Below are 13,790 nucleotides of genomic sequence, written 5' to 3' on the forward strand. Positions count from 1 at the left end.
ATGGAATTAATACTGAGGCAGACAGTCGAAGATATAAGCTGGGTTGAACGTGAGTTCAATATACCTCTTGTAACAATACCAAGCACGCCACCCCAATCCTCACTAAAGCTCCGGTCCCCTTATTAAAGGGAGGGAGTTAGTTTCCCCTCTTGATAAGGGGGGACTAAGGGGGGTAAATTCGACTTTTGCAAGAGTTTAATGAACCTCTCCCTAGCCCCCTCTTAAGAGTAGAAGAGGAATTGTCGAACTCACACTGATTTCATGAGCAGGGATGCATCAGTCGTGGATTTTATCAGGAGAACGGCTGTATGTTACAACAAGCCACAGTTAAACTAACGGAACGATTTGAAAACGCGCTCGTGTACGCGACTCGCCTTCATGCTGAACAGATTCGCAAGGCGACGGGTGTTCCTTATATTTCTCACCTGTTGAGTGTTACAGCCTTGGTGCTGGAAGATGGGGGGGATGAAGATGAAGCCATTGCGGCGTTACTCCATGATGCCGTGGAAGACCAAGGCGGGAAAGCGACCAGGGCGGAAATTTACCGCTTGTTTGGAGAACGAGTGGGGGCAATTGTCGATGGTTGCACGGAGTTTGATAGTGAGATTAAGCCTCCTTGGTATGAGCGCAAACAGCACTATATCGAACAATTGCGTCAGGGTTCACCCGCAGTGCGTCGGGTAGCGTTAGCGGATAAGCTGCACAATGCTCGTACTATTGTGCAAGATTACCGCCAGCAAGGGGAGGCGATTTGGTCGGTGTTTAGTACGGGGAAAGAGGGGATGTTGTGGTTTTACCATTCTTTACTTAAGATGTATCGCGAGATTGCTCCGACGCCGATGGTGGAGGAATTAGCACGGGTAGTTGGAGAGTTGGAGCAATTGGGAGAGTCATAACTTTTCCTAGCGCTAACTCCTGGCTAACTCTCCTCAAATCCTGATGGAAATAGTAGCAGAACTCTTGAGATTTTTGGAAAAGGCTTTTTCCAACCCCATGCCACAATAATGTTGTGTCTTTTGAATAAGAGCTTGCTCTCCAGAGGAAGGAGTTAATTATGCCCCCTGATGCCTCCACGTTAACGGCTATTGACGAGCTTTTTGAGCGCTGCAAAACGACCTTGCTACAAACTTGGAAAGAAACAGGATTCGGACATATTGAGATTGACAGTGAACGAGTTAACCCAAATAAAATCCGAGTGATTTTACGCGGTTCTACACACTACCGCTATGTCTTTACTGACGCAGACGTTGAAGAGTGGAACTCACGCTAGTTCCAAATAGCAGCCAAACAAGTTTTTTCAGGAATAGCCCAAGGGAGTACAGCACAGTTGAAAGGACTGGCTACACCTTGAGGCAATAGGAAAACCAAATAAATAGCGAACGCAAATATCTAGCCCCTGATGGGTGTGAGTCTCACGAGGCTGGTGAAGTGGATGAAAGTTATCCGCTTCTCCAGCCTTTTGTTTTTAGAAAGGAGAATCTCAAATGTTGAATACAAAGTATTTTATTCAAGGACTGAAGTACTACTAATCCAGGGTGATTTGCCATAACTACCGCTCAATTATTACTCCTAATCTCTGCCTTTCCAGCTCCTGAATACTCAACTGAATTTGTCTAAGAATAGGCAAATTAATCGAACAAACATTTCACACTAAAGCATTTACCTCAAGACAATGATTGACGACTCTTTGGTAACAAATTCTCAAGACCTTCTGAATCCGTCTGTAACTTTCTCCACCAGCGATTTCGGTAGCTCGGTAGAATCATCAGATTTGATTACTCCTCAATCAGCTCTGAATATTTCTCCAAATGTAGGCTTCTCTCAAGATGCAATCAACCTTGAAATTCAGGCAGTAAGCATCACTGACAATCTCGTTCCACCTGACTCGTTGTTTCTCTCGTCAAGCGCTGATTCCTTGACCCTAGAAACTGTTAGCAGTGTAACTGAACCGATTGCCTTATCTCCCGATTTATTAACGGGTCAAACTATTTTTAATTCTGGAGTCTTTACCGTCGGAAATACTGGGGAAGTTGGAATTGATTTTCTCTTTGATGGTGGTGACTATCAGGGAGAATTAGCCATCTTCAATTTGGAGGGAATGGATAAATACGAACCAGGGTCAGAAGGCTTTATTGCCGAAGCGGCCCGACGGGCACTGAGTAATTCTTCACTCGGTTATGTGGTCATTTCTGACGCTGTAGAAGGGGCGCGGTTTAGTGGTGCACTGCCTCATGAAGCCAATTTTAATTCTGGACAATACCAAGGCGTTCAAACCTTTTCACTAAATCCAGGGGAGCAATTTGGGGTCATGCTTGTACCCAATGGCACCGTGCAGCAGGTAGTTGACAATCCCGAACTTTGCAGTAATGTACGTCCTTTGTTCTCTTTGGGAACTGCTAACCCTAACGATGCTTTCCACGTTGGTCAAATTGCCGATGTCACTGGAGAAGGCAATACGTTTGTGTTTGAAGATTTGCGGGTCGATACAGGGTCAGACCGTGACTACAATGACATTGTTTTTCAGGTACGGGGTGCCACCGGACAAGCAACTCGACTTGATGATGTAATTGCCTCGGATAAAGATTGGCGCACCACTAACATGGGTCAGGCGCTGCTGTCCTATATTCAACCCTATATTGCACCCACTGACTCTGGAGTTATCCCGGAAAATTTACCCGTCATTCCTACGACTCCCGTCAATCCCATACAGTTTGAGTTTCCTCAATCAGCTCAACCGCTAGTAGGCATTATCGACACGGGTTTTGCTGTCAATAATCCCGACATTGACTACAGCCGAATTAGTTTGGGACAAGACCGAGTGGAGGGTGATGCCGACCCATTATTGCAATCGGGTGAGGGGAATGAGCATGGTACTCATGTTCTAGGCATTATTGCCGCGACTCAAAACAATAACATTGGAATTGATGGCGTGAATGATAATGCACCCATTTGGCTAGGTCGAGCCGTTGGTTCGGGTCAATGGGCGGAGTCACTCGTTGAGTTTGTGGACACAGCCAAAACCTCCGAACAACCCAATGCCGTAGTCAACCTTAGCTTTGACCTAACCCAGGTAAATCCTGATGGCAGCGTGACAACCCGCGATGAGTTCACTCCCCAAGAATGGGCAGCTTTGGAATACGCCCACCAAAATGGAGTCATCGTTGTCGCCGCTGCTGGGAATGAGGGTGGTGCGATGTCGGCTTTAGGTCAAGCTTCCCAAACTTTTGACAATATTATCACTGTGGGGGCTGCCGAAAACTTCGATCGCTTCGTGTCGGTGGCTCAAGGGGTTGACCGGACGGGGTATTCGAGCTACGGTGCTGGTTTAGATATTTTGGCTGATGGTGGTACGCCGGACAATCCAACGCTCTCCACGGTAGGAGACGGCTTGGGAACAATGGCGGGAACGTCTATTGCTGCTGCCAAAGTAACGGGAACGCTGTCTCAAGTTTGGGCAGCGAATCCCGAATTAAGCTATCGCCAAGTGATTGAGATTCTTAAATCGACTGCCACAGACCTGAACGTACCGAATGCGGATACAGAAACGGGTGCTGGGTTGCTCAATCCCGTAGCTGCGGTGTATCTGGCACAAGCAACAACTCCCCTAGCGTCTGACCCGTTACCAGTTGCTCCCCTTCCTGAATTTTGGAGCGAGCCAAGTACGGCTTCAGAACGACCGACTGCTGCCCTGTTTCGAGGCAAATACTATGACTGGGTGCCTTACACAGTTCAGTCGGGAGATACCTTGAGTGAGATTGCCCAAACAACAATGGGCAACGGTTCTGCACCTTATTACAGTTTTATTGCCGAACACAACGGCATCGCCAATCCCCATTTACTCCAAGCCGGTCAGCAAATCCTAATTCCCACTGGAATATCAGCCCCAACTGAGTTCATGGGCAAATACTACAACTGGGTACCCTACACCATTCAGTCTGGAGATACCTTGAGTGAGATTGCCCAAACGACAATGGGAAATAGCTCTGCCCCCTACTACAACTTTATTGCCCAGAAAAATGGCATTGCCGATCCCAATGTCATTGATGCAGGTCAGCAAATTCTGGTTCCGGCGGAGGTAGCAACCCCAACTAACCCCAATCCTCAGCCTACTCCGACCCCTCAACCGCTTCCTAGCCCAGGAGGAAGCGGCCCTGGCAACCTCCTCAACTTGCCTGTAAATCAGCAAAGACAAAACTTAGGAGTGAATCCGCAATCTAGCTTTTACCAAAGCGGTGGAAATAAATTTGCCGCCGCTAACGGGACGGGAGGAACTTATCTGTGGTGTACTGACTATGCCTTTGGTCGCGCCTTGGAGAAAGGCTTGATTCAGGGGAGTAGTGGCATTGGGGGTGCCATTCGCGGTAATGCGGGGGATTGGGACAATAATGCCAGGAGTGCTGGCTATGCAGACCGCGTGCAATTTCAACCCAGAGCTAATAGCTTTATTATTTGGGAGGCTTATACTGCTGATGCTGGGAGTGTCGGTCACGTCGGATTTGTGGAAGCTGTTTACTCCGATGGTTCGTTCCTGGTTTCCGAATCGAATTGGGGTAATCCTGCAATGTCATTTCATCTGCGCCATGTCAGGCCCGGTACTCCTGCCTATAGCAACGCTAAGTTCATTTACCTGTAGCTTTGATTAATTGATAGTTGTTGATTAAGGGTTGAGCGCTCATTCTTCTTTCTCAACGGAGTGTGAGCGCTGTTGTTGCCCGTTACGTGGAGGAGGAAGTATTAGTATGGCCTGGGAAAGAGGCAATACATTCTCAAATCACCAGTAAATTTGTTCACTACAGTTATAGAAGCAGATGATAGGCTAACCCTGACCGGAACAAGTCTTGAATGCTTAATCGCGAGGTCAATATGGCTTTCAGTAGTTACAAGAGCATCAGTGCAGTTGTCAAAGAATTTCAGGTTAAATACACCGAAGCAGAGTTCATCAATGAAATAGAATTCAACATCCCCGACTACTTCAGAGAAGACTTACAAACCGTCATGCGGGAAGGAGTCGTTGATAACTCAGAATTTGCCATTTGTGAAAATTTAATTTATCCCGTCTTGAAAGAAGTCTGGAAGTGCTATCGCAGCAAGTTCCTGTTGTGGAGTCACGAGTCACTCACCTATGATGAAAATCTTTCAGGCTTTCCCGAATATATCTTGGCGAAACGCTCACCGTTGGGAAAAGTTGTCTTTGACAAACCGTACTTACTTTTAGTCGAAGCCAAACAAGATAAGTTTGAAGAAGGGTGGGGTCAGTGTCTCGCTGAAATGATTGCCGCGCAACGACTGAATGAAGACCCGCAAATGACAGTTTTCGGGATTGTTTCTAACGGAGCAATCTGGCAATTCGGTAAGCTGAAAGCCGATATCTTTACCAGAAATATTACCCTTTACAGCATTCAGGAGCTAGATAAGCTCTTTGCCGCTGTTAACTATATTTTCCGCCAGTGTGAATTGCAACTTGACGAGAAAGTAGCGGCTTAATTTTAAATCTTGAGGACATACATATTACGCCAAATCCTCCTTGTCCCCCTTGTCCCCCTTGTCCCCCTTGTCCTCCTTGTCCTCCTTGTCTCCCTTGTCTCCCTTGTCCTCCCTGTCCTCCTTGTCTCCCTTGTCCCCCTATTCTCTCGCCCACTCCCTCACCGCTCGGCGGATTGCTCGTCTCCCTTGAGGACGGTATTGTTCGATAATTGCAGGCAGTTCTTGAACTCGAAGTGTAGGAAATACCGAGCTGGTTTCTACTTCTATGTATCCCTCATTCTGTAGCTGGTAAATTTTCAATTCACCGGAGTCATAACACCAAATTTCCGGTACACCTAAACGAGCATAGATGGAAAAGCGACTCAGAGACTTGCTCGTCACATCAATTTCTAGCGCTAAGTCTGGAGGAGGGTCTTGATTGAGATCGTATTCTAACTTGCCCCGAATTCTTGGCTCATTTTGGAAATAAAAACAGTTATCCGGTTCTACCCCAGCTTTCTTGATTTCCCGTTTCCAAGTTGTTGAACCTAAACTTTCGTAGTCTTGGTCTAAAACTTCTGCAATTTCTTTGATAGAATCCCCAATCACTTCTTTGTAATATTCATGTTCGGGTAAAGGGGTCATAATTTCTAACGTTCCATCATCATAGGCAACTCTAGCAGCACGGCTTTCGCCCAAATCAACTAATAAATTTTCAAATTGTTGCCAACTAATGTTATGTAAAACAACTCGGTCAGCGCGACGTTGAGTAAGCAACATAATTTTTCTAGAACAGGAAAGATAGCTAATTTTATTGTATCTATGACCATTGCCCAATTCTTTCAAACCCTAACTGGATTCCCCCCACGCCAATTCCAACGAGAAGCGATCGCACATCTCCTCAACCGCCAAGATGTCATCCTCCGCGCCCCCACTGGTTCCGGCAAAACCGAAACCGCGATCGCACCTTTCCTGTTCGCCAAAACCCTACAGTGCGACTTCCCCAACAAGCTAATTTACGTCGTCCCCTTGAGAACCCTGGCCAACAGTTTACGCCAGCGGGCAGAAACGTTAGCGAGAACTTGGGAAACCTTTATTGAAGAGAGACGCGGAGAGGGGGAGACGCGGCGACGCGGAGAGTTTTATACAGACATCCCCGCGTCCCCTTGTCCCCGTGTCCCCGTGTCTCATCAACAACCCTCTCGCCCTTTGGTAGTAACACTGCAAACGGGAGAGAACCCAGAAGACCCTAGATTTGAGGGTGATATCGTGTTCTGTACGATCGACCAGATGTTAAGCAGCTTCCTCAATATCCCCTACTCAGTCGGTCGCGGTTCTGCCAACGTCAACGCCGGGGCGATTTTTGCCTCCTATCTGGTCTTTGACGAACTGCACTTACTCGACCCAGACCGTTCTTTTGCTACCGTCCTCAAAGTGTTGGAACAAGTCAAAGGTATTTCACCATTTCTGTTGATGACCGCGACGTTAACCGATGAACTTGCCACCCAGATTAAACGATTAATTGATGGTTCATAGTTCATGGTTCATGGTTGGTGGCAATGAGCAATGAACAAAACGCAATGAGCAATGAACAATCAACAATTAACAATTAACAATCAATACTTAAAAAATATGGAAATTATTAGAGTAGAAGATGCTGATTTACAGGAGATTGAAGGAAACCGCTGTCGGACGTTTCGAGGGATATCTGAACCCCTGACGGCTGAATTTATCCTCAATGATATCAAACACTATCAACGCCAGCGAGTTATTATTATCTGCAATACAGTCTCTCAAGCTCAGGGATTGTTTAGAGATTTAGACGAGCTCAATCAAGACAGGGAGTTAACAATTACCCTGCTTCACTCCCGCTTTTTACCTGAAGATAGAGCTAAAAAAGAAGCTTACCTGAAAGAAACGTTTGCTCAAAACTGGCAACAGGATAAGGATAACACCTGCCACGTTCTGATTTCTACTCAGGTGATTGAAGCAGGATTGAATATTACTTGCGAAGTAATGCACACGCATTTATGCCCGATGAATTCTCTGCTGCAACGGGCGGGACGTTGTGCTAGATTTCGGGGCGAACGGGGTGAAGTTTACGTTTATCGGTCGTTTCAAGTTAACTCAGTTAATGCTGAATTGGCTGAAGCTGATTTGGAGGATGAATTGGAAACCTCAACTGATACCGAGTTGTGTTCAAACTTAGTAGATAGGAGAGACAAGGGGGACAAGGGAGAGAAAATACTATGTATGAATGCAACTTATTCTGAAAAGAAGCAAAGTTTCTTGCCTTATACCAATGAGATTTGCGAATTAACTTGGGCGGTTTTACAAGAGCATACGGCATCCGAGCGCATCAATGAAAATGTTGGCTTTCGGATAGAAGAACAGTGGATTAACAAGGTTCACACTCCTGAAACGCTGCTGCAACAAGAGCGTAGGGCAAATAATCAGATGAATTTTGAGCAGCAGTTTAATGCGGCTTGTTTTCGAGGAGATGAATCGACGGCTAATGAGTTAATTCGGTTTGTGGATGCCCGGAGTGTGTTTGTCTGGGAAGAACCTATCTTTCTGGATGAGGAACCAATTGACCCGAAGCAGTTGTTGGCGTTTTCTGTCCCGATTTCTACGCTATGTAAAGTTTGGCAAGATGTGAAGAATTTAGGATATGAAATTGACTGGATGTTTAAACGGATTGAACATCCCAAAGGGAGAGCGACAGAAACTTATAGTCAGCCTGTTTGTATTCCAATTACCTCTCGCGAATCTCTGGTTAATAGTGTCAGGATTCTAGTTAATCCCCGCTATGTCTATTACGATGACCAAATTGGTTTATTGATTGGTCCTGATGTCTTTAGCAATCGCTTTTCCTCACCCGATAAGCCAAAGCGGAAACTTCAGAGTGAGTACTGTTATCGCATGGATACTTATGTGGGACATTTGGTGTTGATGTGGAAGTGCTGGCGGGAAGCGTTCCCTACAACGCTGAAGCGAAATGGGGAATTAGTGGAGACTCAAATTAGCAGTGTGCGGGATGAACTGTTGCAGGCGGGTGGGCAGTTTATTCAAGCTAAAATTTTTCCCGATGCCAGTGAAAATGAGGCAAAGGCTCTATTTGAATATCTGGTCTTTTTTGCGGTTTTGACTCACGATTTGGGTAAGCTTCAGGTGAAGTGGCAAGAGGTGATGCGGGGGTGGCAGGCGATCGCACATTCCTCATTCAACGGCACAAATCCCCGTTCCCACCTGTTGGCTCATACTGATTATGACCCAGAAGATAAGGCACAACGCGACCAACTCAAAACCTATGAAAAGAAACACAAGCGTCCCAACCATGCGGTAGAGAGTGCGTTCCTGTCGCGGGAGATTCTGAAAAACTCTCTGTTCCCCTTGCTGCGCGATCGCTTTGGGGCGGATAGCGAACAGATTCCATATATTTGTCACGCTATCATGATGGCGTCGGGGCGTCACCACTCGGCTTGGGCGGGTGGATGGAAAATGGGGGATGTGGCGAAGGTGGGGAAGATTTTATTGCATCCAGAGGCTCGATATGCGATCGCTTCGAGTTGGCGCAGTATGGCTCGGTTTTTGCCTGAAACTTTACCGCTGCAACCTGCTAATCTGAGTCGGGAAGTGTACGCTGTTACTAAGGAATTTGACTTGAATCGATTTGATACAGCTCAAATTGAGTACCTACAATTGTACTCGCTGGTGGTTAGAGCGTTGCGACTATGCGATCAGCGATCGGTTCAATTGCTTCCAGTTAAAAGAGCCATCGAAGCAAAGTCTTAATCGCTGACCTGACGACTTGAGTTTTTCAAGTTACTGGCTTAGAGTTGGGAAGCTAAACTTTTGCAATACAAGACCAAGCCTGATGAACAAGCACCCAATCTTACTGTATTTCGGTGATGGGAAGGGTAGAGCCGAGCTTGTTCGTCTCATCTTCATCTATGGCGGTGTCCCATTTGAAGATAGAAGAATTTCTTTCCAGGAATATGTGCAGATGCGGGACAATGGAGAACTGCCCTTCGGTCAGCTCCCTATTCTCGAAGTTGGTGGAACCCTGATCAGCCAGTCATGCGCGATCACTCGGTATGCGGCAAAAGAAGCCGGATTGTACCCTTGCGACAGCGTACAGGCAGCTTTATCAGATATGGTGGTTGATGCATGGAGAGATCTGCTAGACCTTCTGTACGGGTGTTATGTTGACCGGGTGGTGGAGAAGGGTCAGCTTATCATGAAAATGAGGGATGCAGCGGTGAGGCTGGAGCGATTGGATGAGTACTTTGCCGTGATTGTACCCATGCACTTGAGAAGGTTTGAGCTTCTAATTACACAAAATCAAGACTCGACCTTCCTTGTGGGACAAGAGCTGACGTGGGCAGATCTTGCGGTGTTTGACATTCTTTCTACATTAGATGAAGCGGCTTCCCTCTGGACAACCCCATCTACATTCTTCTACATTCCGGAGCCAGCAGGGCCTTATCGGCTCCCCAAAGAACTGCTCAAGTCATATCCAAAGCTTGAGGCGTTGAAAAAGACAGTGAGCGAGACACCAAATATTGCAGCTTGGCTCCAGGCTCATCCCTATTAATTAAGCGGGAAGTATCGCTAGTTCTGCTGTTTGTTGCTGAATACTGGTAAAAGTTTCAGTCCCCTTACGGGGATTAAGTTCGTGAAAAGAGGGGTTAATGAAGATTTAGAGGAGGTAAGTGGTGGGGTGTTTCAGTCCCCTTGCGGGGATTAAGTTCGTGGAAAGTCCGCCATCTGAAACCTTGACGGACAGAGGGTTCTACAAAAGATTTTCGTGGGACTCTTTTTCACCCTCATTTCAGCCCCACTAATTGAAACATAATCTCATTAACTGAGCAACTGAAAATGCTCAAACTCTTTAATTGTCAAGGTTCTGGCGTTTTTCGTGGGACTCTCCGGTTTTTCACCCTCGCTTTGACCCACGAAAATTATTGCTGTCCTCAGGATAAGCCAACTTCCTAATCTTGTCGAGATGACAAAGCTTAATTTACTCGAATCTCGCCCAAAAAATCTTCTTCATATATATAGACTATCCGAAAGCCTCCCCAATCCCCAACTTGGAAGACCCCTCTTCCAGAGGGGAGTAGAATACTGTTCAAGATAAATCTCCAGCAATGGAGCAGCATTACAGATGATAAAAAGCCTGTTAGTGGGCAAAAAATTCGGCACCTATGCCGATACCTTTCTCATGCTAGGTTTAGCACTTCTTGCAGAATATGCCCTCAAGAAAACTCAACAAAACCCATCCATCCAACTGATTGACGAAGGAACACATTATCGCATCCAATTCAAAAAACCTGTTAACTTAGAATCCATTGCCCTCCTTGCCTACACTAATCCATTTCCACCTGTCTGCGGCAAGAAAACCGACCGCAGCCAACTCCCTCCTGAAACCCCTATTTTTGATGTTGTCGAATGGGGAGAAGTTCGCAAGCTTTACCGAGAGTATTTATATCAAAACCACGGTCGAAGAGAAACCGGAGAAGACACTCCAAAACCACCCCATCCCAGCACACAGAATAGTGCCATTCTCACCTCCATGCGCCATGACAAAAACCACAATAAACTCTGGCTAATCGGATGGGAATTGCGAGACCATTATGGCATCTTACTTACCTCTATTTTCCAAGCCTTTAGCCAGAGCGATCGCTCGACACTGAAAACCGCAACTGAACGAGTCGCTGAGCTATTTTTTGCCGCCACGGGATGTAAACTCTCCCTGCAAGCCAGTGCAGTAAAAGTTTATTTACCCACTTCCATTCAGGGCGTCGTTTCTGCTTACAACCTAAAAACTCGCACTCTAACCCTTAATGGTACGGCGGAAATTGGAACAACGGGGTGGGCGAGATATCGGTTCAACGACCCCGAACAGGCCAAGGTAGCGACTATCCTAGCTCATTTTGCCGAGTTTGCTGGAGTTGGACGCAAGACGGCGATGGGAATGGGGTACGTCGCTTTGCGAAGTCATTAGGGGACGAGGGGGACAAGGAGGACAAGGGGGACAAGGGGGACAAGGGGGACAAGGGGGACAAGGGGGACAAGGGAGATAAGGGGGACAAGGGGGACAAGGAGGACAAGGAGGACAAGGAGGACAAGGAGGACAGGGGGGCAGATTGTTGATATCTCATAACAAACCTCTCTCTTGTCTCTAGTCCTCACCGATAACCCATTTATTTGGATTGTTAATCATGTTTACTAAACCGCTCAGAATCTGATTGTAAGTTCCGTAGAGTTGCCTTCCTTGTTCTATGTCTAAATAGGAGCATTTGACAGCAAACTTTATCCAAACTTGAGTTTCAGCCGCTTCTGCTTCGCAATCACTTACTGGAGATTAGACTACGACAAACTAACTCAGCGATAACAAAAGCTGAGAAAGAAGAACAGCCAGAGAAAAAATAGAGATTAAGCAGCTTTTTTTGTCCGTTTTTTGTGTGGTGTTTTTCCTTTTTTCACTACTGGGTAACGAGTTTTTTTAGTACGTTTGTTCCCGGCTTGCCAACCCGGAGACTTTCCACGGGGTTTGGGAGAGACAGCCGGTGTGCCAATCTCCGGTAAAAGTAATGCGAACGACTCAGCCACCCGCCCAGGAGTTAAATTTGACAGGGGTTTTTGCCAAGGAAGGTGGTGTTGTGCCACCAAGTCTCTAGCTAACCATAATTCCCAAGTCAATATGGGCATTAAATCACTCCACCTTTCACATTGGCATGGAGTACTCAGTTGAGGAACTGTCCAATGTAATCGTTGTTTAAGAAAACGATACCAGTGGTCAACAGCAAAGCGACGTAAATATTGTCGCCAAATCTCAGGCAGGGGCAGCATTTCCTGACCTACCCACACCAACCATAACGGTTGAGACTTTGAGTGTGATTGCTCCGGCAGGATACGTTCGACTAAAATTAATTGCATAGCAATTGAAGCACTACCAGAAAAATGCAGGTCTTGCCACATCCGGACTCGAAGTTGCCCAAACCTTGAGTCCTCAACTTCAACCATTTCAGTAGCTTCCCACCAAGTTGATGAGTCGTTGAGCTTAAATTTTTGACCATGTTTTCTGGGTCGTCCCTTACCTGTATAGGCAGGAGGTGCTGAGTATAAACAACGATTAGAACGAATCCTCATCAAAAAGTCGGCTTCTATCTGGGCTGTTTGATTGAGCAAGGAAGCATTGCCATATTCACTATCGAGTAAAATCATCGGACGTAGTGGCAAATACTTACAAGCTTGTTTGATTTGCCAAGCAGCTTTGCTAATCGGATTCTCCCAACTGGTAATCCGCTCATGTCTCAAAGGTAATGCCCAACTGCCCTTATGTTCGGGTATCCAAGCTATGGTACTGTATCCTTGACCGATACTAATCGGTTTGTTGGAAGCGATCGCACTTGGCTGATGGCAGTAAGTACGGTCTTGCAATGTTGGTGAATGAACTCTTGCCCAAGCCGTATGATCTACGGCTAAAACGGGGCGCTCCTGCACTAGTATCTGTTTGATATACAGGCGCATTAACTTGTTGCGATTCGGTCTACAGTCTTGTAGAGCTTCATATATGCTCGGCCACTTCCGTCGAAAAAAGGGACTTAAAGAAAATTCAGCTAGGCTATAGACATTGCGAGTTGTGAGTACAGCATCAGTCAACTCAAAAGTAGCATCCTGCGCGAAGTTAATTAAGTCGTAAACTTGTTGGCGAAATTCTTGAAGTTGTTTATAGTTCATGCAGGGGAGAAATGATCGATTTTGGTTAATTATCATTTTCTCCCCTTTCCCATGACTTATACATGTCAGGTTGGATGCTCTTGATTAGGGTAGACACGGAAACACAGAACCGGAGAGACACACGCGAGAGTTTTTGTTCTGGGCAATCATCCCGGCTTGAGCTTAAGTCTGTATCATTTCATGTCAGTTTCATTGCGCTGAGTTTATTCGCGATTGGCACTCGCGAACTTGACTAATTTTTTTGCCGTAATTACTGCTTCTCTACTCGGCACTCCTTGCCATCGTAGTCTAAACTCCAGTCACTTAGTTTGGCAATAAAAGCCGCTTTGTATCTGCGCTTTCTCCAAGCTTCTGCCAAGTTAGCGCACACAGAACGTGATGAACGACGAATTTGATCGGTTAATGAATATTTTTCTTCTACAGGAAACTTTTTAGAGAGTTCAAAGATTGTCATCGCTGTATCGAATGCCAACTGAAATATCGCCAAATCTTCATGACTCTTAAACGACTCTTTTGCCACTACAAAATCCCCCTTGTCCCCCTTATCTTCCTTGTCCCCCTTGTCCCCCTTGTCCCCCTTG

Annotated in this window: 10 protein-coding genes and 2 pseudogenes; 8 read left to right on the plus strand and 4 right to left on the minus strand. The window is 46.2% G+C overall.

Features of this window, described 5'->3' with window-relative positions:
• The first annotated feature begins 308 nt into the window (after positions 1–308).
• From MIC7113_RS31885 to MIC7113_RS31900, 4 genes are all read left to right on the plus strand, one after another.
• Positions 309–896, plus strand: a complete 588-nt coding sequence (locus MIC7113_RS31885) for an HD domain-containing protein (RefSeq protein WP_015186242.1) — start codon at positions 309–311, stop codon at positions 894–896.
• 158 nt (positions 897–1,054) lie between these two features.
• On the plus strand, positions 1,055–1,270 hold the full coding sequence (locus tag MIC7113_RS31890) for a hypothetical protein (RefSeq protein WP_015186243.1): 216 nt from the start codon (positions 1,055–1,057) through the stop codon (positions 1,268–1,270).
• 402 nt (positions 1,271–1,672) lie between these two features.
• Positions 1,673–4,633, plus strand: coding sequence for a S8 family serine peptidase (locus MIC7113_RS31895; protein ID WP_015186244.1), 2,961 nt, complete (start codon positions 1,673–1,675; stop codon positions 4,631–4,633).
• 230 nt (positions 4,634–4,863) lie between these two features.
• The gene (locus MIC7113_RS31900) at positions 4,864–5,484 is read left to right on the plus strand and encodes a hypothetical protein (protein ID WP_015186245.1); all 621 of its coding nucleotides are present in this window, start codon (positions 4,864–4,866) and stop codon (positions 5,482–5,484) included.
• Positions 5,485–5,622: 138 nt separating this feature from the next.
• Here MIC7113_RS31900 and MIC7113_RS31905 read toward each other — a convergent pair whose 3' ends face one another.
• Positions 5,623–6,243, minus strand: coding sequence for a Uma2 family endonuclease (locus MIC7113_RS31905; protein WP_015186246.1), 621 nt, complete (start codon positions 6,241–6,243; stop codon positions 5,623–5,625).
• 42 nt (positions 6,244–6,285) lie between these two features.
• On the opposite strand from MIC7113_RS31905, the gene MIC7113_RS35210 reads away from it, so the two are divergent.
• The 4 genes from MIC7113_RS35210 (at position 6,286) to cas6 (ending at position 11,470) form a co-directional block, all read left to right on the plus strand.
• Complete coding sequence (locus MIC7113_RS35210; RefSeq protein ID WP_071884149.1) at positions 6,286–6,999, plus strand: DEAD/DEAH box helicase; 714 nt, start codon at positions 6,286–6,288, stop codon at positions 6,997–6,999.
• A 51-nt stretch (positions 7,000–7,050) separates the two neighbouring features.
• A complete protein-coding gene (gene cas3 / locus MIC7113_RS31915) occupies positions 7,051–9,258 on the plus strand; it encodes a CRISPR-associated helicase Cas3' (RefSeq protein WP_226883735.1) in 2,208 nt (735 codons plus the stop codon).
• An 82-nt stretch (positions 9,259–9,340) separates the two neighbouring features.
• Positions 9,341–10,060 (plus strand): glutathione S-transferase, encoded by a 720-nt coding sequence (locus MIC7113_RS31920; protein WP_015186247.1) that lies wholly within the window; start codon positions 9,341–9,343, stop codon positions 10,058–10,060.
• Positions 10,061–10,630: 570 nt separating this feature from the next.
• On the plus strand, positions 10,631–11,470 hold the full coding sequence (gene cas6, locus MIC7113_RS35680; protein ID WP_015186248.1) for a CRISPR system precrRNA processing endoribonuclease RAMP protein Cas6: 840 nt from the start codon (positions 10,631–10,633) through the stop codon (positions 11,468–11,470).
• Between the two features lie 177 nt (positions 11,471–11,647).
• Here cas6 and MIC7113_RS35225 read toward each other — a convergent pair.
• The 3 genes and pseudogenes from MIC7113_RS35225 to MIC7113_RS31935 form a co-directional block, all read right to left on the minus strand.
• Positions 11,648–11,824 (minus strand): annotated as a pseudogene (locus tag MIC7113_RS35225) (four helix bundle protein); the annotation flags it as partial.
• Between the two features lie 77 nt (positions 11,825–11,901).
• Positions 11,902–13,209: an NF041680 family putative transposase gene (locus MIC7113_RS31930; RefSeq protein ID WP_015180559.1), complete on the minus strand. Its 1,308-nt coding sequence runs from the start codon at positions 13,207–13,209 to the stop codon at positions 11,902–11,904.
• 298 nt (positions 13,210–13,507) lie between these two features.
• Positions 13,508–13,729, minus strand: a pseudogene (locus MIC7113_RS31935) (four helix bundle protein); the annotation flags it as partial.
• Between the last annotated feature and the right edge of the window lie 61 nt (positions 13,730–13,790).

Source organism: Allocoleopsis franciscana PCC 7113, from assembly GCF_000317515.1.
GTDB classification, from domain to species: Bacteria; Cyanobacteriota; Cyanobacteriia; order Cyanobacteriales; family Coleofasciculaceae; genus Allocoleopsis; species Allocoleopsis franciscana.